Origin of the sequence: Psychromonas sp. KJ10-10 (genome assembly GCF_047323245.1) — a bacterium.
GTDB lineage: Bacteria > Pseudomonadota > Gammaproteobacteria > Enterobacterales > Psychromonadaceae > Psychromonas.
Genome location: NZ_CP178826.1, coordinates 873,267 through 899,270, shown reverse-complemented (window position 1 = coordinate 899,270; position 26,004 = coordinate 873,267). Strand labels below are relative to the sequence as shown.

The window sequence follows — 26,004 nt, the reverse complement described above, 5'->3', positions numbered from 1 at the left end:
TTCTGGATAAGCTAAACGATACACAACTGAGGTTAGTTAAATTCAAGTCTTAAGCGATATTGATAATGTTCTTTGGTTAATAAGAATTCATCATGCACACTCGGGCTCCATGAGTCATCGCCACCTACTCCCATGTGATAACCATCTAAGCGAACATATAACTGATCATCTGCTTTTAACTCATTGTTATGTTTTGCCTGAGTAATATTATTCTGACTAAAACGACTCACTGAGAAATGGAAGTCTCCTGAAATATTTAAATCTCCTATATTCGCTTTTTTCACATCACAACGAAGCCCATTTTCCGATGGAAATATATAAGGGGTATGCATATCTTCAATCGATAAAGAGTAACAACCAACATGTGCCGCTAACACTCTATCTGGGTAATTTTCATGTGGGCCACGGCCAAACCAACTAATTTCCTTGTGCACATTAGGCAAAACTAACTCCATGCCGATACGTGGTAGAGAAGGTAGCGATTTTGCAACACGACTTTCTACGTCAATATCCACTCCACCTTGAGAGTTAATTGAATACTTCCACTGGGTTGTAATGATTAACTTATCTTCAAAATAGTGGCCAAATTGAACTTGCAACAACACAACATTAGTTAAAGTATTCGCCTGCAATGAGAGACATTTACAAGATAGGTCACTAATGCCAGCGACTCTGCCAACGCGCAATAAAACTATTAGGGTCAACGTTATTTGCTTCGCTGGTACCAATATCATTATCTAACGGAGCTCGATAAAAGTTATCAACTGGACCACTTAGCAATTTTTCCTGACCATTCACAACCCATTGTTTGATAATGCCAGTGCTTTTATCCATCTCAATGTTAAAATTATCACCAGTAATTACAAACGACTGTTCATTATCAACTAGTTTGGGAGCCATATTTAGCATAGCTGGTGATAGCGCTAATTGCATCGGTGAATCGATACGTATTTGTTCACTAGCAAGTACATGACCTTTTTCTGCCCACTTATTATCCTGTTTGATAATAACTTCAAGATTAAGGTAATAATCATATCCAATTTTTTGTGCGGGTAATTTTTCTAACAAGGTAAAAATGCTTGCCCCTTTGGCAGGTACGTCCATTTCAACATGACCCGAAGCAATACATTGGCCGTCCTCTGTCATAGACCAAACAAGTGTTTCATTTGTACTAGCAACAAATAGGTTCTCAGAGGTAACTTTGACCATTAACTTGTCATTATCTAATTTGCAAAACTGATACATTTGTTGCGCTTTTTTAGCTTCATACAATGTCGGATGCACTGTTCTATCAGGGAAAATTAAACCATTAATACAAAACTGGCGATCATTAATCTGATCACCAAAGTCGCCACCATAGGCCCAGTATTGTTGTCCATTTTCATCTACTTTGGTAAGGCCTTGATCCACCCAGTCCCAGATGAATCCGCCCTGCAGACGAGGATAAAAACGAAATGCTTGCCAATATTTATCAAAGCTTCCGAGACTATTACCCATTGCATGGGCATATTCACATAGAATCAATGGTCTAGTTTCATTAGGCAAACCAATCCATTTTTTAAGGGAGAATTTTGGCGTCACCTCCTCGTTACCTGCATGAACAATATCGCTTTCGACACGTGCATACATTGGCGCAATAATATCTGTTGCGGCTGTATTAGCGCCTCCTCCTTCATACTGCACAGGACGAGTAGGATCTTTTAACTTTGTCCACTGATATAGAGCATGATGGTTATGCCCAATGCCCGATTCATTTCCTAAGGACCAGATAATAATAGAAGGATGATTTTTATCACGTTCAACCATACGCGTCATACGACGCATATAAGCATTCAGCCAACTACTGTCACTGGATAAACGACACATAGGGAATTGCCCATGGGTTTCGATATTCGCTTCATCAACAAGGTATAATCCATATTCATCACATAACTCATACCAAGCAGGATGATTAGGATAATGTGCGGTTCTTACTGCATTAAAATTATTTTGTTTTAATAATTTAATATCCTCAAGCATATCTTCCCGAGACACGGCATGGCCTTTCTCTGGATGATGTTCATGACGATTAACACCACGGATCAATAATGCTTCACCATTTACTTTCAATAAACCGTCACTAATTTCAACGACACGAAAACCAACTTGATAAGCTTCTCTATCAATCACTTCTCCCTTTGCATCAATTAGAGACACTACAACTCGATAAAGATAAGGAGACTCGGCACTCCATTTGTGAGGCGATGAAATAAAGAGACTATGTTCTGCTTCATCTTTCCAAGCTCCTTTTTCATCAACCATACGTTGCCCAAAAGTAGCATCAACAGGTTCACCAATGGCATTTTGCTGAGCATCATAAAGCTGTACTTGTGCACGATAATCAATATTCTGCTCACTTAAATAGGTGCTTACCTTTAAAGTGCCATGGTTAAAACAAGCATCTAGTTCAGTTGTTATTGCAACATCACGAATAGAAACAGGCGGTTTACTTAATAAAGTCACATCTCTGAATATGCCACTTAACCACCACATATCTTGGTCTTCCAGATAAGATCCATCTGACCAACGTATCACCATTACTGTTAACTGGTTATTACCCACTTGCAAATATTCGCTTAAATCAAATTCAGCAAACTAAGCTACTATCCTGTGAATAACCTACCCAAATACCATTACACCAGAGGTGAAAGGCAGAATTAACACCATCAAAAATGATACGTTGTTGTCTACCCTGCCAATTTTCAGGTATCAAAAAGTTTAATCGGTACACACCGGTAGGATTTTCTTGCAGCACAAAGGGCGGGTTATCAGCAAAGGGATATTTAATATTAGTATAAATGGCTTTATCATGGCCCTGTAACTGCCAATTACTAGGCACAGGAATGCTTCCCCACTGACTATCATCAAAATCAGCGTTAATGCATTCAGGTAATACATTTTCAGGTTGAGCAAATAACTTAAAAGACCATTGCCCATTTAAAGACAAGGTAAAATCAGAAACCTGATTATCAAGGGTCGCTTGCTGTGAATGATAAGCATGTAAAGGAGCATGTGCTTCTAGTACATTTTGATGTGTCACATGTTGGTTTTCCCAATCTCGTGCATTAATTATTTCAGAAAATTTTTTCATATTATTCCCCGAGTAGTTAAAACTACCATGTTCTGTAAATGCTTTATTGTTTAAAAACTATAAAAAGAAATTGGGGCACATTAATAAAAATGTGCCCCAACTATTTTATAAAAAAACTTAAAAGGCAATCAGCAAGTACAACTGCCTTCTAAGTTAAAACTTTATTTTTTATTTGCATACTTCATTGAATCAAGAGCAACCGCAAAGATAATAATGCTACCTTTAATAATGTACTGCCAGTAAGGACTCACACCAATATAGGTCATACCGTAGTTAATAATGGTAAAGATCAATACGCCCGTTACAACACCAAATACACGACCAACACCACCAGCAAATGAAACCCCACCAACTACACATGCGGCAATAGCATCTAACTCATACATAAAACCAAGGTTATTAGTTGCACTACCGATACGACCAGCTTCTAACATCCCACCAAAAGCATAAAACACACCTGATAGCGCATATATTTTAAGCAAAGTAATAGGCACATTCACACCCGATACTTTAGTCGCTTCTGGGTTACCACCAATAGCGAAGATGTTTTTACCAAATACAGTTTTATTCCAAATAACCCAAACAACACCAATAGCAATAGCGACGATAAAAGGTTAAATAAGATAACTTAAAGTCACCGAGTCTTATAAACCCCTGCGCAAACTCCGAGAAACGCGAATCAAAGCCAGCAATAGGAGAAGCACCCACAGTATCAAAATATAAAGAGTTAATACCATAAACAATAATCATAGTACCTAAGGTGGCAATAAAGGGTGTTACCTTCATATAGGCAACAATCAATCCGTTAACTAAACCAATAATTGCACCTACTAAACAAACAGCAATAATAACCGCAACAATTGGCACTTCACCAAGGTCTGGAAATACTTTATTGACGTTATCAGCGACCTGTAACAAGGTTGCTGAAAGTACGGCGACCAAACCAACTTGGCGCCCCGCTGAAAGGTCAGTACCCTGTGTAACAATCAACCCTGCAACACCAAGTGCAATAATAATACGTACTGATGATTGGGTTAAAATATTACTCAAGTTTCGTAAGCTTAAAAATGACGGTTCTTGAATAACAATAATGGCTAATAAAATAAATAGTACAGCATAGATACCACCCTCTTTTAGGTAGCGCATCAAGCCAAGTTTTTTTAATGTATCCATGATTAAATCCTTTACTTCTTATAGGTAACGAGCGAACAAGCTCTAAAATTTCACTTTGTGTCGTATCTTTGGTATCCACAATGCCAGCGACTCGACCATTACTCATAACTAAAATGCGATCTGTTGTACCCAGTAATTCCGGCATTTCTGATGAAATCATAATGATGCCTTTATCTTTATTCGCTAAATTTAGCATTAACTGGTAAATCTCAAATTTCGCACCAACATCGATACCGCGTGTTGGTTCATCGAGCATTAATATTTCAGGGTTAGTTAATAACCAACGCCCAATAATCACTTTTTGCTGATTACCGCCAGAAAGAGAGCCAATATTAGTTTCATGGGAAGGGGTTTTAACACTCATGGAATCAATTACCCATTGCGTGTCACTTTTCATTTTTTTATTGCTTAATAAACCGTAAGGGGTTTTATATTGATCAACATTCGCCACTAATGAGTTAAAGGTGATATCTAAATTACCGTAAATACCCGTTGCACGTCGCTCTTCAGTCACCAAAGCAAAACCATTGTTAATCGCTTCATGTGCATCTTTATTTTGCAGTGTTTTACCGTGAAGGATTATCTCCCCTTGGCTACGATCTCTAATTCCAAACAATGTTTCAACAATATCAGTTCGTTTAGCACCAACCAGTCCGGCAACGCCTAGAATTTCACCTTTACGTAATTCAAAACTTACATCAGTGATAGAGGGTTGATTTAGTGCTGTTAAGTTTTTAACTTCAAGAATGGTTTCTTTAACAACATTGGTTTTAACAGGAAAACGATGAGTTAAATCACGGCCAACCATTTTATTAATGATCTGATCCATATCGAGTCCTTTTAAAGGACGCGTTTCAATCCAAACACCATCACGAAGAATCGTAATTTCATCACAGATGGTAAAAATTTCTTCCATTTTGTGTGAGATATAAACAATCCCACAGCCTTTTTCTTTTAATTTATTAATAATTTTAAAAGGTGACTCACCTCTTTTTCACTCAGGGATGAAGTTGGTTCATCCATGATCACAATCTTTGCGTTATAGGAGAATGCTTTGGCAATTTCTAGCATTTGCATTTCAGAGACAGATAAAGTAGCCACTTTAACTTTAGGATCAATATCAATATCAAGCTCTTCAAAAATTGCTTTAGTGTCGTTATACATTTTATTATGATCGACAAAAAAACCTTTAAGTGGATATCGTCCTAGCCAGATATTATCCATTACCGTGCGTTGTAAAACCTGATTTAACTCTTGGTGTACCATAGATACACCTGCTTCTAATGCTTGCTTTGAAGATTCAAAATTTACTTCGTTACCTAAAAAAACTATTTTTCCTGCCTCTTGGTCATACATACCAAATAAGCATTTAAGTAAGGTTGATTTGCCGGCACCATTTTCACCCATTAGGGCATGAATAGAATGAGGGCGAACTTTTAAATTTACATTATCCAGGGCTTTTACACCTGGAAATTCTTTGCAAATTCCAGTCATTTCTAACAAGAATTCATGGTTTGTTTGTGTTGTCATAGTGGCATTACCCTAGAATTTAAAAGAGGGAAAGGTAACCTTTCCCATTTTAGTTAATAGAGGTTATTTTAAAGTTTCTTTATCAACACCAACATAAGGTACACGCACAACTTTATTCACTAGGTTCCACTCTGTACCTGCATCAGCAGACTTTTCCCTGAGCAAGATTTCGTGTTAATTCATAGGTTGCTTTTGCTTGGTTAGGCGCATCGTTTAGAACAGTTCCAGCCATTTGACCTGATTTAACCATCGCAAGTGCTTCGCTTAATGCGTCAACACCAAATACTGGTAATTCAGTTTTACCATTTGCTTTAAGTGATTCAACGGCTCCCATTGCCATACCATCATTATTAGCGATAACGACTTCAATTTTGCTACCATTTGGACCAGAAACCCAGGCATCCATTTTATCTTTAGCCATCGCGGTATCCCACATAGCGGTATCTAAATGTAGCTCTTCTGTTGGGTAACCTTTATCGTTTAAAGTACTTACTACATAACTTGAACGTGCTTCTGCATCCGGATGTCCAGGTTCACCTTTAAGTAAAACAAACTGAATTTTGCCATCACCATTTAAATCCCATTGTGGATTAGCGACCCATTGCTTAGCAATCAATTCACCTTGGATAATCCCTGCATCCTTAGAAACAGTACCTACAAAATAAGCTTTGTCGTAAGAAGCTAAGTCTTTTTCTGACGGTTCTTTGTTGTAGAACACAATAGGAATATCATCTTCTTTCGCTTTTTTAATGATTACAGGTGCGATGACTGGATCAACAAGGTTGATTGCTAAAGCTTTTACACCACGAGCAAGTAGGATATCAACCTGATCATTTTGCATTGATTGGCTATTTTGTGAGTCATTCATTAACAAACTAATGTCACTGTCTTTTTCAGCTTCTTTTTCGATAGCTTGGCGCACTACAGCCATAAAGTTATCGTCATACTTATAGACAGTGAAACCTAATTTTGTATCTGCTACCGCTGAACTACCAAAGGCGACGCCAGCACATAATGTTGCTAGTAGAGTTAATTTTTTCATTAGTTTGTCCTTTATAAAATCAATTAAAATGGATATTGCAAAAAGCTGATAGTCACATTTCGACTACCAAACTATGAAGCTAAGACTACGTGAATAAATTGGGGGATATTGTGAGCAAACCGACAAAAAGTGTAAACGTTTTCATTAAAAAGGTTTTGCACCAGAGTTATATGAAGTTATGTGTGTGCTGTCACATTTAAGACTAAGAAGGGTTTAAACGAGGCTATAAGATGGGTACTAAAAGTATTAATGTAAAACAAATTTACAGCAACTTCCTGTAAACGGTTACAAAAACAATGCTATTATCTTGCTAATTATAAAGAATTATTCAACCTAAACTGTGAATAAACAGAAAGGAAGTTAAATTAAACAACAAAAACTGTCCAAAATCATATTGCATTGCTTTCTTTCACTTTATGATAAATATGCCTCATATAAAAAGTTAAACAAGTGCGTAACAACATGGATTACAAACCGTTACTGTCTGTTACAATATGTTACAATTGATAGAAAAACCTCTGATTTAGATAATTAACAAACTTAAGAAGGTAAAATGGCAACCATTAAAGACGTGGCTAGAGAAGCAGGAGTTTCAATTGCAACCGTTTCAAGAGTGATCAATAAATCACCAAAAGCAGGCAAAGCCTCAATAAAATCGGTTCAAACAGCAATGAAAAATTTGAGTTACCGTCCTAATGCGAGTGCACGAGCGCTTGTTAGCAAAAGCACCAATACCATTGCTGTTTTAGTGAGTGATGTCTCTGATCCCTTTTTTGGTTCCTTAATTAAGTCTGTTGACCAAGTTGCCCGTGAACATAATAAACATCTACTTATAGGCAACGGTTACCATGATGCCGATGCAGAAAGAGAATCAATTGAGCTATTAATTAATAGCGGTAGTAAATCCTTAATTATTCACTCAAAGGCCTTAGCCGATGATGAACTCATCGCTTTTGCTAAAGAAGCTCCAGGTTTAGTCTTAATTAATCGCTATATCCCTGAAATTTCAGAACGTTGCATTGCCTTTGATAACTTTAAGGGCGCTTATATGGCTACTGAGTTTCTAATTAATAATGGCCATAAACATATTGCTTATATTAATTCTAATCACAATATTGATGACGCTTCAGATCGTAAAGCGGGTTATTTAAAAGCATTACAGGATCACCAACTTGCGCATCCGCCAAGTTACTCTTTAGAAGTTGAACTCAGTGATGAAGGCGGTCGCCTAGGGATGATTGAATTATTATCTAAGGGCGTACTCTATTACCGCAGTGGTGGCTTATAACGACTTTATTGCGACTGGTGTACTGGCCGCACTTGAAGAAAATAATATCTCTGTACCCGCGCAAATGTCATTAGTGGGTTTTGATAATGGCTTAATTTCACGCTACCTTTATCCAAAATTAACGACCATCAATTACCCGATTGGTTTGATGGCAAAACAGGCTACATTATTGTCAATTTGTCTTGCAGAAAAAGGGCAATGCGAACTTGAAAATAATATGTTTTCTCCCACATTAGTTAAACGTCTCTCGGTTAGTCAAAACCCAGAAACGTAAAAAGTTTTTGAAGAAAGAAAGCTTCTGAAATTATTCGTGATTTTCGATAAATTGATATGAGGTTTGATAAGCATACTCTTCACCAATATTTAAAATTGGGCTAGGTTGCTCCCATTCTGGATGATTTGGTGAGTCCGGTAAAAATTGAGTTTCTAACGCAAGTCCAGCATAATCTTTATATTCTCCTCCTAAACGATTAGGTGTACCAGCTAGCCAATTACCAGTATAAAACTGAAGTGCTGGTTTAGTCGTATATACTTTCATCTTAATACTATCATCAGGTGCAAACACTTCTGCTACACAATCCCCCTTTTGACTCGTTTTATTGAGAATAAAAGAATGATCATAGCCTTTTGCGCCTTGTTGCTGAGCATCCACTAAAAAGTCTTGAGTTATGTTTTTAGGCTCTAGAAAGTTAAAACTAGTGCCTTTTACATTGGTGAAGTCTCCCAAAGGTATACCTTGATCATCGGTTGGCAAATAACGATCAGCATTAATATAAAGGCGATGAGTTTTACAATCGATACCAGACTCTGCACCCATTAGATTAAAGTAAGCATGATTGGTTAAATTGACCAGTGTGGCTTTAGTAGTGCTTGCTTGATAACCAATATTGAGTTGATTGTCCTCCGTTAAGCAATAACAGACCGACACCTGCAATTCACCGGGAAAGCCCTGGTCACCATGGCTGGATAACAACGAGAAAGTCACAGAATTATTATTTTGTTCAGATATCTGCCAGCGACGTTTATCAAAACCATCTGGCCCACCATGTAACGTATTGCCTAGCTGATTGGTTTCTAATTGATAAAACTGCCCTTCTATTGTGAAACACCCTTGCTTGATTCGATTTGCATAACGGCCGACGGTGACACCTAAAAATGTGTTATGCCTTGCAAAATCTACCATGTTTGCAACACCAAGTAGTACCTCACGCTGTTCATCTTTAACAGGCACGACACAACTTAACCAAGCAAGCACCAATATCCATAAAGGTTACTGACATGCCATTTTTATTAGTTAACTGTACTAACTTTGCCGGTTGTCCATCAAAGGCAGGAGTTTCAGTCATGCTTTGAAATAACTTGTTTTTCATATCAATAACCTTATATTTGCTTAAATTAAGCCAGCACCATCTTGTGCTGTACAGATATAAATCGATTCTTTAATACCCGTGTTCACTTCATAGTGTGTTTCAATGGCTTGTTTCGCTTGTTCAATCATCGTTGTTGGCATTAACGCCACACAACAACCACCAAAGCCACCACCTGTCATACGCACGCCACCTTGAGTGCCAATAACATCACTTAATATCTCAACAATAAAATCGATTTCTGGCACAGTGATTTCAAAGTCATGACGCATCGATTGGTGAGAGGCATACATATGTTCACCGACTTTCTGAAGGTCGCCTGCCATTAACGCATCAGCGCAAGCAACCGTACGTTCATTTTCGGAAATAACATGATGGGCACGTTTATAAATATCAGAGCCTTTTTCAATGCTTGAGGCATTAAGCTCTGTTAAGGTAGCATCACGTAATGCTTTTTTACCTAATAAACGTGCGACTTCTTCACATTGATGACGTAGCGCATTGTAAGCCCCATCCACTAAACTGTGTGGCACATTAGAGTTTACAATCATAATGCTCACGCCATCGGGAATATGCACGGCTTTTGTTTTTAGGCTTCTGCAATCGAGTAACAAAGCATGCCCTTTTTCACCGCAGGCAGAAATCATTTGGTCCATGATGCCACATAAACACCCTGCAAAATTGTGCTCAGATGCTTGACCGATTAAGGCGATTTCTGATTGCTTAACGGTTAAGTCATATAAGGCTTTCATGGCTTGGCCTGTGACCACCTCTAAGGAGGCAGATGAACTTAGACCAGCACCTAGAGGCACGTTGCCGGTAATGGCAATATCTGCACCGCCAACCTGATAGCCCTTTTCTTTTAAGAAGTGCACCACACCACGCATGTAATTTGCCCACAGTTTATCGTCGGTTGGAGTAATATCAGCGTTGACATCAAAGCTATCCTGCACGTTATCGTAATCTACCGAGATTAAACGCACGATACCATCATCACGTTTAGCACAGGCCACAACCGCTTTATAATCAATGGCGCAGGGCATCACAAAACCATCGTTATAATCAGTATGCTCACCAATCAGGTTAACGCGTCCAGGGGCTTGCACAAAGGTCGTGGCAGGATAACCACAAACCGCTTCAAAGGCTTTAGCCGCACGTTGTTTTAAATCTGCTGTTGATGCATTTTTAGCACAGGGCTCCAGTTCATTACTAAGCTGTAATTCATTTATAGACATTATTTATCTCCTGTTAACACGCTTTATAATGAACATCGCTGACATCACGTAATTTTTGTGCGACTTGCTCTGCGGTTAAATCACGTTGAGATTCTGCTAACATTTCATATCCAACCATAAATTTACGCACGGAGGCAGAGCGAAGCGACTGGTGGGTAGAAGAGTGCATGTAATTGCCAATGTTCAATGTCGGTGTCCGCTTCAAAGAAGGGCGCGTAGTGCCAACCCATGGAATAAGGGAAAGAGCATTCGAATAAATTATCGTAACGACTGGTTAATTTTTTAATGGCCAAAGCAAGGTCATCACGCTGTTCATCGCTAAGCTCATCCATACGTTTAATATGTGTTTTGGGTAATAACATGGTTTCAAAGGGCCAAGCGTACCCAATAGGGCACCACGGCAATCCAATGGTCAGTTTCTACGACAATACGCTCACCGTCTTTGATTTCAGCTTGCGCATAATCCACTAATAGATTGCTTCCTTGCTGGTCATAATAGGCTTTTAAGTGCTTATCTTTACGTTCAATTTCGTTAGGTAAAAAACTGTTTGCCCAGACTTGGCCATGTGGATGAGGTTGTGAACAGCCCATGGTTTCGCCCTTGGTTCTCAAAGGCTTGTACCCAGACATAGTCTTTACCAAGCGCTTCGAGTTGCTCATTCCAGGTTTCAATCACCTCTCGGATTTGCTCAGCAGGTAATTCAGGTAAGGTTTTACTGTGGTCTGGTGAAAAACAAATCACACGGCTTAATCCTCTCACCCCTTGGGTTTTAAACAGGGGATTAGTAGATTCTGGTGCTTCAGGCGAATCCGTCATTAGGGCAAAGCAAAGTCATTAGTGAACACATAGGTGCCAGTGTAATCTGGGTTTTTATCCCCTGAAATACGTTCATTGCCTGCACATAAAAAACACGTTTCATCGTAGCTTGGCAAGGTTGCCGTGGAAGGTGTTTCATCTTGTCCGCTCCACGGACGTTTAGCACGATGTGGCGAGACCAACACCCATTGTCCGGTTAATGGATTATAACGGCGATGTGGGTGGTCAACGGGATTAAATTCAACATTAGACATAATCATTCTCAGTTTAAAAGTTTAAAAATCTGTTTAGTTGTTTGATTAGTTGAAAAGCTAAAAAGCTAATAACCCTGCGGGTTCTTTGATTGCCAATGCCAGGTATCTGCGGTCATCTCTAATACCGAGCGTGTGGCTTTCCAGCCAAGCTGTTTTTCTGCTTTTTCCGTGCTCGCCCAACATGCGCCGATATCCCCCGGACGACGAGGGCATATTTCATAAGGCACGGGTTTGCCACAGGCTTGACTAAAAGCATCCAGCATTTCTATCACGCTAGAGCCTTTACCTGTGCCTAAATTATAAATATGCAATCCCGCTTTTTGTCCGACGCGATTTAACGCGACAAGGTGACCATCGGCAACATCCATCACATGAATGTAATCACGTACACCAGTACCATCTGGTGTTGCATAATCGTCACCAAAAATCGATAACTTATCGCGACGGCCAACAGCGACTTGTGCGATAAAAGGCATGAGGTTATTAGGAATACCTTGAGGGTCTTCTCCCATGGTGCCTGATGGATGCGCGCCTACCGGGTTAAAATAACGCGCGAAGGTGACACTCCAATCAGGTTGAGATTGATAGAAGTCAGTCAGACAACCCTCTACCATGTACTTACTACGGCCATAGGGATTAGTGGTCGCCCCCACGGAAGAGCTTTCAGTAATAGGTACACTTTCTGGGTCACCATAAACCGTGGCTGATGAGCTAAAAATAATACTTTTAACGCCTGCAGTGCGCATCGCGCGAGCCAGCACTAGCGAGCCGTTAACATTGTTATCGTAATATTCTAAGGGTTTAGCCACCGACTCGCCGACCGCTTTTAAACCCGCAAAATGAATAACCGATTGAATGGCATGTTTGCTGAATACGTCATCAAGAAAAGTCTCGTCACGAATATCACCTTGATAAAACTGCGGGCGAATATTAGTTAATGCTTCGATGCGGTCTAATACAGCGATTTTGGCATTACAAAGGTTATCAACAATGATCGGCTCCATGCCTGCATTAAGCATTTGCACGCAAGTATGGCTACCTATATAACCTAAGCCACCAGTAACAAGAACTTTCACAATAAACGCCTCCTATATATTTAATATGAGGTAATAATAACAATGAATGAATATGGAATAAGTGATCTAACACACAACAGTGTAAACGTTTACACAGAAACTTAAAATATTTTTCTTTAGAATCATTCCTCGATGCACTTCAATTCTCATCTCATCCTAAAGTATGAGTTTTTTCATCCCGATGGAGCATGGCCTTAGTCCCCCAAATCACACTATTATAATTCCTGTAAATACTTTGATGCACATTCTAGGTTAGCAATTAAATCATTCATTTTTTGCTAACCCACAACGATAAGAGGTTAATTATGATCTACGCAAATCCAGGTACAGAAGGTTCTATCATCACATTTAAACCAAGATACGAGAATTTTATTGGCGGAAAATGGGTGGCACCAGTTAATGGTCAGTATTTTGATAACACCACTCCCGTCACCGGTGAAGTTATCTGTCAAATTCCACGCTCAAGTACTGAAGACATTGAATTAGCCGTTGATGCAAAGACACAAAGCAAAAGAAGCTTGGGGAAGACCTCCATTCAAGATCGTTCAAATGTATTACTTAAAATCGCTGACCGTATTGATGCTAACCTTGAATTACTTGCTGTAGCAGATACATGGGATAATGGTAAACCTGTCCGTGAAACATTAGCCGCAGATGTCCCTTTAAGCTCAGATCACTTCCGTTATTACGCAGGTTGCATTCGTGCACAGGAAGGTGCCTTATCACAAATAGATAACGACACTGTCGCTTATCATTTCCACGAACCGCTTGGTGTTGTTGGTCAGATTATTCCTTGGAACTTCCCATTGTTAATGGTCGCTTGGAAACTTGCTCCAGCCTTAGCGAACCGGCAACTGCATAATTTTAAAACCCGCTGAACAAACACCTGTTAGCATTTTAATCATGATGGAATTGATCTCTGATTTACTACCCGATGGTGTATTAAACATCGTCAATGGTTATGGTAAGGAAGCAGGTGAAGCTTTAGCCACCAGCAAAGGCATCGCAAAAATTGCTTTCACTGGCTCAACGCCTGTTGGGCAACATATTTTAAAATGTGCAAACTGATAACTTAATTCCTTCTACGGTTGAACTCGGTGGTAAGTCGCCTAATCTGTTCTTCAACGATATCGTCCAACATGAAGATGATTACCTAGATAAATGTGCAGAAGGTTTCGTACTTGGATTTTTCAACCAAGGTGAAGTGTGTACCTGCCCTTCTCGTGCCTTGATCCAAGAAGATATCTTTGATCAGTTTATGGAAAAAGTTATTGAGAAAGCTAAAAAAATTGTGCGCGGAAATCCTTTAGACACAGATACTATGGTCGGTGCTCAAGCTTCAAAACAACAATTCGATAAAATTATGAGTTATCTTGATATTGGTGTAGCAGAGGGTGCAAAAGTTCTTACCGGTGGCCATAAAGAAACCCTAGACGACTCACTAAATAATGGTTTTTATGTACAACCAACCATTATGCGTGGTGATAACTCGATGCGTATTTTCCAAGAAGAGATTTTTGGTCCTGTAATTGCTGTAACAACCTTTAAAGACGAAGCCGAAGCATTAGCACTGGCAAACGACAGCGCTTATGGTTTAGGAGCTGGTGTATGGACGCGTGATGCTAATATTGCTCATCGTATGGGCCGTGGTATTCAAGCAGGACGAGTATGGACAAACTGTTATCACTTATATCCAGCCCACGCGACTTTTGGTGGATATAAAGCTTCTGGTATCGGCCGTGAAACACATAAGATGATGTTAGAGCATTATCAACAAACTAAAAACTTATTAGTAAGTTACAGCACATCACCTATGGGTTTCTTCTAACAGATCCCCCTATTGCTATTCAAGATGAAGTATCTAGGTACTTCATCTTTTATAACAAAATATCAAAACTCTTCTTCTGCCTCAGTTTCCCTCTCCTTCATTTGTTATGATTTTTATTCTCATTTACCATTAATTCGGATCCAGCATGACTGATATAAAAACCATCAGCGCACATAGTTGCTTAACGGATGCTAGGCAGGCCAGTGAGCAAATACAGCAAGAATTCATTTGTGCAGAGACAAAGCAACTTCATACTGAAATTGATTTTATTCTTTTTTACTGTTCAGCCACTTACCCACTAGACACTTTAGCTTTATCTATGCAGGATTTATTTAAAGGTATCAAAGTCGTGGGGTGCACCACTGCCGGAGAAATAACAGAGGCGGGTAATTCAGAACATTCACTGCTTGCGATTGGTTTCTCATCTCGTTATTTTGCAATTAGCGCAGAAATGGTCATTTCCATGAAGGGCTTTGACTTATTAGACGCACAAAAAACAATTAATAGGCTGAGTGAAGAATGTGCCTCTAAAAAATTAACTTCGGTTAAAAACAACACCTTTTTATTAACCCTATTAGACGGTTTATCCTTTGAAGAAGAACACTTTTTAGCATCTCTAAATCTCTGCCACGCGGGTATCCCGCATTTTGGAGGCTCTGCTGGCAGTGAAGATAATATCAATAATACTCATGTTTATTACGATGGCCAATTTCTTCAGCAAGCGACTATTGTTATCATGATTAATACACCCTGCCATTTCGAAGTTTTTAACTGTCATCATATAAAGCAACCCACAGAAAAACTGGTTGTTACCGCCGTTGATGCACATAGTCGAACTGTATATGAATTAAATGCCGAACCAGCCGCTATGGAATATGCGCGTTTATTAAACCTTGATATTAAGGATCTCTGCCCTACTGTTTTTGCACTTCACCCACTAGCAGTAAAAGTCGGCGGACAATACTATATACGTTCCATTCAAAAAGTGAACGAAGCGGATTTAAGCCTAACCTTCTACTGTGCTGTGGACCTTGGCATTGTGCTCACTGCCGTTACAACCGACAATATATTACAGTCCTTATCAGACAAATTACTCGATATTTCACAAAGATACGGAAAACCCGAGTTAGTATTAGCCTGTGATTGTGTATTAAGACGCTTAGAAATAGAACATAAAGCATTGCACAGTGAAGTGAAAAGTTTAAACAGTCAATACAAGATCACCGGCTTTAATACCTATGGTGAGCATCTTAACGGCGTTCATCTCAATCAAACCTTTACCGGTGTTTACATCGCTGGAGAGCATGATGAGTGAATGTAAGCAGAAAGAAAACAAATTGCTAAAAACAGAAAATGAGCAATTAAGACAACAGAATAAAAAGCTGTTAAAAATTAACCATGCCTTGATGCAACGAGTTGAAGAGGGAGGTAATCAATCGGCACCCTATGCGACCTTCGAACATTCAATACACTTGGCTGAACAAGTACGTGAAAAAACACAAAAACTTAATCAAACGCTGTCGCAATTAGAACGCAGAAATCGCCAACTTAAAGTCGCTAACAAACAAGCTAATCTATTCCAACAACGCTTTACTGATGCAATTGAAAGTATTTCCGATGCCTTTGTTTTACTCGATGACAAGGGAGAGATCACTTTACAAAATAGCCACTTTTCAACTTTTTTAGCCTCTTCCAATTTACCTTTAGAAACCGTCCTCAATCCGATAGCCCTAAGTACCGATAAAGATACAGATAAAAACAGTACAGAAGAGGATCTCCAACTGCATAACAAACCCGTTTATCAACTAACAGACGGTCGTTGGTTTCAATTAAATGAACGCCATACCAGTGAAGGAGGACGGGTACTACTGTATACCGATATCAGTACTTTAAAAGAGGCCGAAGCACTGCGTTACGACCAAGCAATGGCACAAAAATCAATGCAACTGCAAGGATTAATGGATAACTTATCTCAAGGAGTTGTACTTTTTAGTCCACAAAAGCAAATTGAAGTATGGAATAACCGTTTTCAGCAACTTAGCCAGTTATCGAATATTCAGTTACAAGACAATCCAAGGTTATCTGATTTACAAACATTAACCGAGTTAGACTTACACACACAAACTCACTCTACTCAAAATTACCATATGCAAACCTTATCTGATGGCACTGTTTTAGAAGTCAGAGCGCATTTACTGAAAGACGCGAAGGTGATCAAAACCTATACCGATATTACTGAGCGCCATCGATATGCTCAGTCTCTCCAGGAAAATGAGCGCCGCTTACGTCTGATCACTGACAATGTCCCAGCCATGATTGCCTACATAAATGCAAATTTACAATTTGAGTTTAAAAATCAGGTTTATAGTGATTGGTATGGTGAATCTATTGATGGAAAAGTTACCTCACACTTAACCCAAAGTAAAAATTATAACCAGATAAAACCCTATGTAAAACGGGCTTTAAATGGTGAAAGTGTTATTTTTGAAAGTGAAGAAATTAGCAATACAGGGCAAACCAGTTACCTGCTCAAATCCTATGTACCTAATCGAGATCATGCTGGTAATGTACTTGGTTTCTTCGTATTAATTCGTGATATCACTAAACGCAGAGAAAATGCACTCGCATTGCAAAAAGCCCATGATCAATTAGAAATCAGGGTCGCTGAGCGTACCGCTCAACTACAAAGTCTAAATAAAAAATTGCTTGATGAAATTGAAGAACGACGCCAAGCACAAACTGATTTACAGGCACGCAACCAAACAGGCTGAGCAAGCAAATCATTCCAAAACAAAATTCTTGGCCGCCGTCAGTCACGATTTATTGCAACCGCTTAATGCGACTCAACTCTTTACCAGCTCAATTTCAGAACATCCACTAAATGAAAGTTTAATATCTTTAGTTAGTTCCGTAACTAATTCCCTTAATGATTTAGAAAACCTGATCAGCACATTAGTTGATATTTCTAAGTTGGACGCAGGCGTAGTAAAGGCAGATAAAAGCATCTTTAAGCTATCTGATTTATTAGATAATTTAAGCAATGAATACCAACAACAAAGCATTGTTTATGATATCAAATTTCGCTATGTCGCCTGTACTAGCTTCGTTAATAGTGACAGTGTTTTATTAGCACGTATTTTACGTAACTTTCTTTCTAATGCTTTTAGATATACCGATAAAGGCAAAGTACTGCTCGGTTGTCGACGCCAGGGTAACAATATTCGTATCGAAGTTTGGGATAATGGTTCAGGCATCGTCGCGGATCAATTAAGTGAAATATTTAAAGAATTTAAACGTTTAAAATCCTCACACAGCGCTTATACCAATGGACTCGGTTTAGGATTAGCGATTGTTGATAAAATATCTAAAGTCCTGCAACATCCCATTAATGTCGTTTCAACTCAAGGAAAAGGGTCTCTGTTTTCAGTGACAATCCCCTAGCAGAAAACAATACAAATATAGAGTTAAAAGCTCCCGTACCTGAGCAATTATTTAATAGGGAATTAGCACAACGCACCATTTGGTTAGTTGATAATGACCTCAGTATTTGTGATGCAATGAGTCAATTACTTGGCAATTGGGGGTGTTCGATAAAAACAGCTAAAAGCCTTAAAGATTTACAACAGCAAGTTGATATTAGCCGTGATCATGCCGATATTTTAATTGTTGATTATCACCTTGAAGAGGGCATCAATGGCCTTGATGTCGCTAAACAAATTAACCAGTCACGAGTAATACCGTCGCCCGTGTTAATGATTACCGCTAACTATAATAAGTCTTTAAAAGATAAGATAAAGGATCAGGGATTATTATTATTAAATAAACCGGTTAAGGCGATGAAATTAAAAACCACCCTACTACATTTATTAAATACTTAAATTAATACTGATTAAAATCGATCTCACTGCATCCTAAAACCACTTTAACACGGTTCGAAGCCCCTAGTTTTTTCAAAATTGAAGAAACATGGCTTTTAACCGTCGCCTCAGAGATATGTAAATTAAAAGCGATTTGCTTATTCGCCTCCCCCTTAGATAAATTCTTTAATACCATTAATTCACGGCGAGTTAATAAAGCAATTTTCTCAGGTAATACAACAAATTCATTAGAAGCATTATGCCCCTGAGACAGACGCATAATATCCGCGGGTAAATAAACATTACCCGCAAAGACACTTTCTAATGCTTGTACAATGCTTTCCTTTGAAGAAGACTTCGCAATAAAACCCACTGCGCCATAGGAAAGTGTTTGTAATATGGTTTGTTTGTCGCGCTCAGCAGAAATAATCACCACAGGAATAGTTGGAAATTCATTACGAAGCGTTAATAAACCTTGCAAGCCAGACATGCCAGGCATATTCAAATCTAATAAAATTAAATCCAAATCATCATGATGTTTAACATACTGCAAGGTTGATTCAATATCCTCAGTCTGCTCAACACTAGAACCAGAAAAACTGACGGCAATAATATTGCTGATTGCATCACGAAATAATGGATGATCATCGGCAACTAACATTTTATACATAGGAAAACTTCTGTAGTGATAATCGTTATTCATAGTGTTGCAAAGATAAAAGCATAAAGCCAACTCATACTATTAACATTGACTAGGCGCTCAAGTTTTTAGAACAAAATACAGGAAGGTTTTAAGGCAAGAGATAAACACAAAACAAAAAAGGAGCCGAAGCTCCTTTTATTTTCTTTAAAATAAGAATGTTATTATTTTAAGATTTCTACAGCTTCACGTACTAGTGCGACTAGTTCATCCCATTTACCTTCATCGATTAGGTTTGTTGGTACCATCCAAGTACCACCACATGCTAATACAGAAGGAATTGATAAGTAATCATCAATGTTTTTAACGTTAACGCCACCAGTAGGCATAAATTTAACAGGGTAAACCGCTGTTAATGCTTTAAGCATGTTTACGCCACCAGAAGGTTCAGCAGGGAAGAATTTTAATGTACGTAATCCCATTTCCATTGCTTGCTCAACCAAACTTGGGCTATTAACACCTGGTACGATTGGTACATTTTTATCAAGACAATATTGAACAGTACGAGGGTTAAAACCAGGGCTTACGATGAAATCAACGCCAGCATCAATAGATGCATCAACCTGTGCATTTGTTAATACAGTACCAGAACCGATTAACATATCAGGGAATTCTTTACGCATGATTTTAATTGCTTCAATTGCACAATCAGTACGTAGTGTAATTTCTGCACAAGGCATACCATTTTCAACTAGAGTACGCCCTAGTGGTAATGCGTCTTCTGCTTTATTTAATGCAATAACAGGAATTACTTTTAAACTTTCTAATTTTTCATTTAGGGTTGTCATAATGCTTCTCAATTTTAATATGAATGTTTGATTCAATTGATTAAATCAGTTGTTATTTACTATAGCATTTCAGGCATAGCATCTTTAGGGATGATTGCACCTCTATGCTGAATAACAGCACCTGCTATTGAGTGTGCTACTTTTGTCAGCTTCTGTTGCACTGCCACCACAGAAACGTTTTGCAAGGAAGCCTGCGCTAAAAGAATCACCAGCGACAGTTGTATCCACAACATTAGTAATTTTTTGAGTCGCAACGTAAGTCGCGTCTTCGCCTTCAACAACAAGACAATCTTTGCTTCCACGCTTAATGATGATTTCTTTCACGCCAGCACCAGCTGTACGCTTAATGCAGTCTTCTAATACTTCATCACCGAAAAGATCTTGATCATCTTCAAAGGTTAATAAAGCAATATCTGTTACGCCTAAAGCTTTTAAGTAGTAAGTTTGTGCTTGTTCTTTGCTATCCCAAAGCTTAGGACGGTAATTATTATCAAAAATAACCTTACCACCTTTCTCTTTGAATTTTTCTAAAAAGGCAAATAATTCGTCACGGCCAGATGGTGTTAGAATAGCTAAAGTAATGCCACTTAAATATACTGCATCAAAAGACATTAAGTTTTCAATTAATGTTGCGCTTTCTGCTTGATCAAACAAATATTTAGCGTACGCATCATTACGCCAGTAATGGAAAGTTCGTTCACCTGTATCATCTGTTTCTATCAGATATAAACCAGGTTGTTTATCAGTTAGTCGCGGTATTAAGCTAGTATCAATATTTTCTTCGTTCCATGCATCAAGCATGTCTTGACTGAAAGAATCCTGTCCTAATGCTGTTACATAACTTGTAACAATGCCCTTCTCATGAGTTAAACGAGAAAGGTACAATGCAGTATTTAACGTATCACCGCCAAATGCTTTTTTTAAATCGTCGCCTTTTTTTGTAACTCGATCATACATTCGCCGATGATAGCTATTTTAAATGGTGTCATATACTTACCTTTGCAATCCTTGAGTGGGTACTTAATTTTAAAAAATCTTTAATATAGAAGTGAATATATCCAGTAGCGTACTATCATGTGCTAATGCTACTGTGTCATGGATAACTACTTTAGGTGCATCAATCGCATCTTTATCAAAACATAAATATACTGCCATCAACTATTCTGTATGACCAATGTTCTTATGTTTAATACCGCCATTTAATCTTCCAATGACGTTTCTTATTCAGATAAAAAAGGGATCCATGACTAGGCTCCTATTTCAATTAATATAATAATTAATTTATACCATTAAATATAACGCATTTCTTTAATTAATCATACAATAAGGACAAAAATAGCCAAATTGAACAAAAAATAAAAAATAACTTTAAAAACAACAGTATAAAATATTTTACAACTTATAAAGCTATTTTATTGGAAATTTTTTACACTAATTCGTGATTTAAATCACCATTATTAGCCCTTTTTGTATGATTATATGTTGAAGTGTATTATTTTATAGGCAATTATTTAATTAAATCTCTTTCCAACATATTTAACACACTACCTAAAAGGCAATGATTCTTATGACAACTCAGCCAATTTTGCTTACTGACTCAGAAATTAATGCATTACATCAAGAAGTTGGCCGCGACAGTTTAATGGGTCAAACCATTGCTAATCACATAAAAGATCTTGAAACATTTATGAGCCAACCTATAGATGTTCCTGGTCACGGTGACGGAGGAAGCTATGAGCATAACCGTCACAAAGACAACTATATTTATATGAATATAGCAGGTCGCCTTTTTCTTGTAACCAAAGAGCAAAAGTATGCTGACTTTGTCATCGAATTGTTAGAACAATACGCAGATAAGTACCTAGAACTTGGTTTCCAAGTACAAAAGAACACTAACCCAACAGGTCGCCTGTTTCACCAAATTCTAAATGAACATGGGTGGTTATTGTTTACCAGTATTGCCTATTCATGTGTTGCTTCAACAATGACAGAAACGCAACGCGAACGCATTATTGAGCGCCTATTTATTCCTTTAATTGAGATGAGTGTCGACAAATACGCACATCGTTTTGATCATATTCATAACCATGGTGTCTGGGCTGTGGTCGCTGTTGGCGCCTGTGCGGTTGCTATCGGTAAACCTGAATACCTTGAAATGGCTGTTTACGGAAAAGACCGTGAAGCTGAAAGTGGCTTCTTAGATCAAGTCTCTAATCTGTTTGCGCCCTCAGGTTATTATTTAGAAGGCCCATATTACTCTCGTTTTACCATACGTCCTTTAGTTTTATTTGCAGAAATCATTCACCGCCACATGCCAGAAGTTGATATCTACAACTATAAAGATGGTGTGGTAGGAAATACGGTTCAAGCATTATTAGCATCAGCATATCCAAACGGTGTATTCCCTGCAATGAATGACGCTTCTCGCTCAATGAGCATTTCCGATGCAGGCGTACAGGTTGCTGTCAGTATTTATGGTGCACACTATGCATTAGATGACAACATACTTGGTATGGCAAAAATCCAAGGCGGTGTTTGGATGCACCCCTGTGGATTAAAAGTTTCTCAAGCCTATGAAAAAGCTTCTGCAGAGCGTGAAATTGGTATGCCTTTCTGGCCGAGCCTTGAACTTAATGAAGGACCTGATGGCGACAAAGGTGCACAGGGCTTTATTCGTATGCAGGATAAAAAAGGTGATGTTTCTCAATTAGTGATGAACTATGGCTTGCACGGAATGGGCCACGGTCATTTTGATACCCTAGGTATTACCTTATTTAATCGTGGTCATGAAGTACTTCGTGAATACGGCTTTGCACGTTGGGTTAATGTAGAACCAAAATTTGGCGGACGTTACCTGCCAGAAAATCCAGGTTATGCACGTCAAACCATCGCACATAATACTGTGACCATTGACGAAACATGCCAAAACTACTTTGATGTTGACCGCGCCGATTCAGTACACGGTTTACCACATTTCTTCCAAGTAAATGATGAAAACTTAAAAGGCATGAGTGCATTTGCAAATGATCACTATGATGATTTTGATATGCAACGTAGTGCATTCCTGCTTAACCTTGAAGAATTAGAAGCTCCCTTGTTAATTGATCTTTACCGTGTGGCTGGTGAAGGAGAGCATCAATATGATTACGCGCAACAATACAATGGTCAAATCATCCGTACTAATTTTGAATACCAAACTTATACAGAAGTAGAAACCTTAGGTAGCGACAATGGTTATCAGCACCTTTGGAAAATTGGCGCAGGTAAAGTAAATGACACAGCATTGGTCAGCTGGTTACAGGATAATAGTTATAATACTTGGTTGGGCACAAGTTCAAATGAGTCCGATGAAATCATCTTTACTCGATCTGGTGCTAACGATCCAAGTTTCAATTTACGCAGTGAACCTTCGTTTATTCTTCGTAGCCATGGCCCATCAACACTGTTTGCCTCTGTTGTTGAAACACACGGTTACTTCAATGAGGAATTTGAGCAATCTGTTAATGCACGTGGTCAAGTGAAAAGCATCAAGGTAATTGGTCATTCAGAGGTTGCCTCTGTAATTGAAGTCACCACCGCTAAGTCATCTGTGCTAGTAGCAATCAGCAACCAAGCAGATGCAACCGATACAACTGAACACACAGTCGAATTTAATAATACAACATACAGCTGGGAAGGTTTCTACTCAGTAGAAGTAACAGCGACTAATCAGGAGAAATAAGAAATGAGCTATCAACCGCTTTTAATGAATTTTGAAGAAGCGACTTCGCTTCGCACACAACTAGGTACAGATAGTTTATTAGGTAAAGCACTTGCACGTGATATTAAACAAACTGACGCTTATATGTCAGAGGTTGGCATCGAAGTACCAGGTCACGGTGAAGGTGGTGGTTACGAACATAATCGCCATAAACAAAACTATATCCATATGGATTTAGCGGGTCGTTTATTCCTAATCACTGAAGAAAGTAAATACCGTGATTACATCGTTGATATGTTAACTGCTTACGCAACGGTTTATCCAACACTTGAAAGTAATGTTAGTAAAGATACTAACCCTCCAGGTAAATTGTTTCACCAAACACTCAATGAAAACATGTGGATGCTGTATAGCTCTTGTGCTTATAGCTGTGTTTACCATACCTTGGAAGAAGCACAAAAACGCCAGATCGAAGATGACCTATTCAAACATATGATCCATATGTTTGTTGTCACTTACGGACATGATTTTGATATCGTTCATAACCATGGTCTATGGGCTGTTGCGGCCGTTGGTATTTGTGGTTACGCGATCAATGACCAAGAGTCTGTTGATAAAGCAATGTACGGCTTAAAATTAGATAAAGTAAGTGGTGGTTTCCTAGCACAACTTGACCAACTATTTTCGCCTGATGGTTATTACATGGAAGGGCCTTATTACCACCGTTTCTCATTACGTCCTATCTATTTATTTGCAGAAGCCATTGAACGTCGCCAGCCAGAAATTGGTATTTATGAATTTAACGATTCTGTGATTAAAACCACTTCTTATGCAGTATTTAAAACAGCATTCCCAGACGGTTCTTTACCTGCATGTAACGATTCATCAAAAACAATTTCTATTAATGATGAAGGCGTCGTAATGGCAACAAGTGTTTGTTTCCATCGTTATGAGCAAGCTGAAACATTACTGGCAATGGCAAATCACCAACAAAATGTTTGGGTACATACATCAGGGCAAACACTTTCTAATGCCGTTGAAGTCGCTGATGAAATCAAACCTTTTAACTGGGGAAGTCTGTACATAACAGATGGACCAAAGGGTGAAAAAGGTGGTTTAGGTATTTTACGTCACCGTGATACAAAAGATGACGATACCATGGCATTAATCTGGTTTGGTCAACATGGTTCAGATCATCAATACCATTCAGCACTGGATCACGGACATTACGACGGTCTGCATTTAAGTGTATTCAACCGTGGTATTGAAGTACTTCACGACTACGGTTACGGTCGTTGGGTAAACGTTGAGCCTAAATTTGGTGGTCGTTACATCCCAGAAAATAAATCTTACTGTAAGCAAACTGTTGCTCACAACACAGTGGTTGTGGATGGCAAAACACAAAATAACTTTAACACTGCACTTGCTGAGTCTAAGTTTGGTCAAAAGCATTTCTTTAATGTTGAAAACGACAAACTACAGGGTATGAGTGGTCGTATTTCAGGTTATTACGAAGGTGTTGATATGCAACGTAGCATCCTACTTGCTGACCTTCCAGAGTTTGAAAAGCCATTAGTGATTGATGTATATCGCATTCAGTCTGAACAAGAGCATCAGTATGATTTACCACTACATTATACAGGGCAAATCATCCGTACTGACTTCGAATACAACACAGAAAAAACCTTAAAACCAGTTGGAGACTCAGATGGATATCAACATTTATGGAACTTAGGTTCTGGTAAAGTTGAAGGTAGTTCTTTAGTTAGCTGGTTAGTAAATAATAGTTACTATTCATTAATTACAAGTGCAAGCGCTGATAGCGAAGTGATTTTTGCACGTTTAGGTGCCAACGATCCAGACTTCAATCTACGTAGCGAACCAGCAATGATCATGCGCCAATCAGGTAAGGATCATGTATTTGCATCTGTACTAGAAACACATGGTTACTTTAATGAAGAGTTCGAGCAGTCAGTTAATGCTCGTGGCCTTGTTGAATCTGTAAGCGTTGTTGCTGACACTGAAGTAGGTACTGTTGTGTGCATCAAAACAACCGCTGGTAAGGTTTACCATTACGGTATCTCTAACCAAGATGGTGTTACAGAGCAAACAGAAAATGTTGTTGGAGCATACAGTTGGACGGGTGCTTTCGCTCAACTGTAAAGTAATTTACAAACATAAATAAATACAAAAGCCGAATTTTTCTTAACTGAGAAATT

At 38.6% G+C, this 26,004-nt stretch carries 23 protein-coding genes and 3 pseudogenes; 9 read left to right on the top strand and 17 right to left on the bottom strand.

Going from position 1 to position 26,004, the window contains the following annotated elements:
• Positions 1-32: 32 nt before the first annotated feature.
• From ACLKMH_RS05195 to mglB, 6 genes and pseudogenes are all read right to left on the bottom strand, one after another.
• Positions 33-3,130 (bottom strand): annotated as a pseudogene (locus ACLKMH_RS05195) (beta-galactosidase).
• Between the two features lie 161 nt (positions 3,131-3,291).
• Positions 3,292-3,705, bottom strand: a complete 414-nt coding sequence (locus tag ACLKMH_RS05190; RefSeq protein WP_413702262.1) for an ABC transporter permease subunit — start codon at positions 3,703-3,705, stop codon at positions 3,292-3,294.
• Entirely contained in the window at positions 3,695-4,180 is a 486-nt protein-coding gene (locus tag ACLKMH_RS05185; protein ID WP_413701129.1) for an ABC transporter permease subunit, read from the bottom strand. The genes ACLKMH_RS05190 and ACLKMH_RS05185 overlap by 11 nt, the downstream gene beginning before the upstream one ends.
• Positions 4,173-5,219 (bottom strand): ATP-binding cassette domain-containing protein, encoded by a 1,047-nt coding sequence (locus tag ACLKMH_RS05180; RefSeq protein ID WP_413701128.1) that lies wholly within the window; start codon positions 5,217-5,219, stop codon positions 4,173-4,175. The genes ACLKMH_RS05185 and ACLKMH_RS05180 overlap by 8 nt, the downstream gene beginning before the upstream one ends.
• Before the next feature lie 38 nt (positions 5,220-5,257).
• A complete protein-coding gene (locus tag ACLKMH_RS05175) occupies positions 5,258-5,833 on the bottom strand; it encodes an ATP-binding cassette domain-containing protein (RefSeq protein ID WP_413701127.1) in 576 nt (191 codons plus the stop codon).
• Between the two features lie 142 nt (positions 5,834-5,975).
• A complete protein-coding gene (gene mglB, locus ACLKMH_RS05170) occupies positions 5,976-6,875 on the bottom strand; it encodes a galactose/glucose ABC transporter substrate-binding protein MglB (RefSeq protein ID WP_413701126.1) in 900 nt (299 codons plus the stop codon).
• 553 nt (positions 6,876-7,428) lie between these two features.
• Between mglB and ACLKMH_RS05165 the strand changes: the two genes are divergently transcribed.
• Both ACLKMH_RS05165 and ACLKMH_RS05160 read left to right on the top strand, forming a co-directional pair.
• Positions 7,429-8,163, top strand: coding sequence for a LacI family DNA-binding transcriptional regulator (locus tag ACLKMH_RS05165; RefSeq protein WP_413701125.1), 735 nt, complete (start codon positions 7,429-7,431; stop codon positions 8,161-8,163).
• Entirely contained in the window at positions 8,114-8,437 is a 324-nt protein-coding gene (locus ACLKMH_RS05160) for a substrate-binding domain-containing protein (protein WP_413701124.1), read from the top strand. Before ACLKMH_RS05165 ends, ACLKMH_RS05160 begins: the two co-directional genes overlap by 50 nt.
• 30 nt (positions 8,438-8,467) lie before the next feature.
• Here the strand turns inward: ACLKMH_RS05160 and galM are convergent, their stop codons facing one another.
• The 8 genes and pseudogenes from galM to galE all read right to left on the bottom strand — a co-directional run bounded on the left by galM (position 8,468) and on the right by galE (position 12,912).
• Positions 8,468-9,418, bottom strand: a complete 951-nt coding sequence (gene galM, locus ACLKMH_RS05155) for a galactose-1-epimerase (protein ID WP_413701123.1) — start codon at positions 9,416-9,418, stop codon at positions 8,468-8,470.
• Entirely contained in the window at positions 9,384-9,533 is a 150-nt protein-coding gene (locus tag ACLKMH_RS05150) for a hypothetical protein (protein ID WP_413701122.1), read from the bottom strand. Before ACLKMH_RS05150 ends, galM begins: the two co-directional genes overlap by 35 nt.
• A gap of 20 nt (positions 9,534-9,553) precedes the next feature.
• Complete coding sequence (gene galK, locus ACLKMH_RS05145; RefSeq protein ID WP_413701121.1) at positions 9,554-10,765, bottom strand: galactokinase; 1,212 nt, start codon at positions 10,763-10,765, stop codon at positions 9,554-9,556.
• A 13-nt stretch (positions 10,766-10,778) separates the two neighbouring features.
• A pseudogene (gene galT, locus ACLKMH_RS05140) lies at positions 10,779-11,097 on the bottom strand (galactose-1-phosphate uridylyltransferase).
• 34 nt (positions 11,098-11,131) lie between these two features.
• Positions 11,132-11,356 carry a galactose-1-phosphate uridylyltransferase gene (galT, locus tag ACLKMH_RS05135; RefSeq protein WP_413701120.1) on the bottom strand — a complete coding sequence of 75 codons (225 nt, stop codon included), beginning with the start codon at positions 11,354-11,356 and terminating at the stop codon, positions 11,132-11,134.
• Complete coding sequence (locus ACLKMH_RS05130) at positions 11,298-11,582, bottom strand: hypothetical protein (RefSeq protein ID WP_413701119.1); 285 nt, start codon at positions 11,580-11,582, stop codon at positions 11,298-11,300. The genes galT (ACLKMH_RS05135) and ACLKMH_RS05130 overlap by 59 nt, the downstream gene beginning before the upstream one ends.
• On the bottom strand, positions 11,582-11,836 hold the full coding sequence (galT, locus tag ACLKMH_RS05125; RefSeq protein WP_413701118.1) for a galactose-1-phosphate uridylyltransferase: 255 nt from the start codon (positions 11,834-11,836) through the stop codon (positions 11,582-11,584). The genes ACLKMH_RS05130 and galT (ACLKMH_RS05125) overlap by 1 nt, the downstream gene beginning before the upstream one ends.
• A gap of 65 nt (positions 11,837-11,901) precedes the next feature.
• On the bottom strand, positions 11,902-12,912 hold the full coding sequence (galE, locus tag ACLKMH_RS05120; RefSeq protein ID WP_413701117.1) for a UDP-glucose 4-epimerase GalE: 1,011 nt from the start codon (positions 12,910-12,912) through the stop codon (positions 11,902-11,904).
• A gap of 305 nt (positions 12,913-13,217) precedes the next feature.
• On the opposite strand from galE, the pseudogene ACLKMH_RS05115 reads away from it, so the two are divergent.
• The 5 genes and pseudogenes from ACLKMH_RS05115 to ACLKMH_RS05095 all read left to right on the top strand — a co-directional run bounded on the left by ACLKMH_RS05115 (position 13,218) and on the right by ACLKMH_RS05095 (position 18,618).
• Positions 13,218-14,740, top strand: a pseudogene (locus tag ACLKMH_RS05115) (aldehyde dehydrogenase family protein).
• A 145-nt stretch (positions 14,741-14,885) separates the two neighbouring features.
• Positions 14,886-16,055 (top strand): nitric oxide-sensing protein NosP, encoded by a 1,170-nt coding sequence (nosP, locus tag ACLKMH_RS05110; RefSeq protein ID WP_413701116.1) that lies wholly within the window; start codon positions 14,886-14,888, stop codon positions 16,053-16,055.
• On the top strand, positions 16,048-17,511 hold the full coding sequence (locus tag ACLKMH_RS05105) for a PAS domain-containing protein (RefSeq protein ID WP_413701115.1): 1,464 nt from the start codon (positions 16,048-16,050) through the stop codon (positions 17,509-17,511). The genes nosP and ACLKMH_RS05105 overlap by 8 nt, the downstream gene beginning before the upstream one ends.
• Positions 17,512-17,539: 28 nt before the next feature.
• The gene (locus ACLKMH_RS05100) at positions 17,540-18,181 is read left to right on the top strand and encodes a sensor histidine kinase (RefSeq protein ID WP_413701114.1); all 642 of its coding nucleotides are present in this window, start codon (positions 17,540-17,542) and stop codon (positions 18,179-18,181) included.
• 17 nt (positions 18,182-18,198) lie between these two features.
• Positions 18,199-18,618 carry a response regulator gene (locus ACLKMH_RS05095; RefSeq protein WP_413702261.1) on the top strand — a complete coding sequence of 140 codons (420 nt, stop codon included), beginning with the start codon at positions 18,199-18,201 and terminating at the stop codon, positions 18,616-18,618.
• A 1-nt stretch (position 18,619) separates the two neighbouring features.
• Here the strand turns inward: ACLKMH_RS05095 and ACLKMH_RS05090 are convergent, their stop codons facing one another.
• The 3 genes from ACLKMH_RS05090 to ACLKMH_RS05080 all read right to left on the bottom strand — a co-directional run bounded on the left by ACLKMH_RS05090 (position 18,620) and on the right by ACLKMH_RS05080 (position 21,042).
• Positions 18,620-19,267, bottom strand: coding sequence for a response regulator (locus ACLKMH_RS05090; protein ID WP_413701113.1), 648 nt, complete (start codon positions 19,265-19,267; stop codon positions 18,620-18,622).
• Between the two features lie 194 nt (positions 19,268-19,461).
• Complete coding sequence (locus ACLKMH_RS05085) at positions 19,462-20,085, bottom strand: bifunctional 4-hydroxy-2-oxoglutarate aldolase/2-dehydro-3-deoxy-phosphogluconate aldolase (RefSeq protein ID WP_413701112.1); 624 nt, start codon at positions 20,083-20,085, stop codon at positions 19,462-19,464.
• Positions 20,086-20,187: 102 nt separating this feature from the next.
• Positions 20,188-21,042, bottom strand: coding sequence for a sugar kinase (locus ACLKMH_RS05080; protein ID WP_413701111.1), 855 nt, complete (start codon positions 21,040-21,042; stop codon positions 20,188-20,190).
• 610 nt (positions 21,043-21,652) lie between these two features.
• On the opposite strand from ACLKMH_RS05080, the gene ACLKMH_RS05075 reads away from it, so the two are divergent.
• Together ACLKMH_RS05075 and ACLKMH_RS05070 are read left to right on the top strand one after the other, a co-directional pair.
• Entirely contained in the window at positions 21,653-23,806 is a 2,154-nt protein-coding gene (locus ACLKMH_RS05075; RefSeq protein WP_413701110.1) for a heparinase II/III family protein, read from the top strand.
• 3 nt (positions 23,807-23,809) lie between these two features.
• Positions 23,810-25,948: a heparinase II/III family protein gene (locus ACLKMH_RS05070; RefSeq protein WP_413701109.1), complete on the top strand. Its 2,139-nt coding sequence runs from the start codon at positions 23,810-23,812 to the stop codon at positions 25,946-25,948.
• Positions 25,949-26,004: the final 56 nt, after the last annotated feature.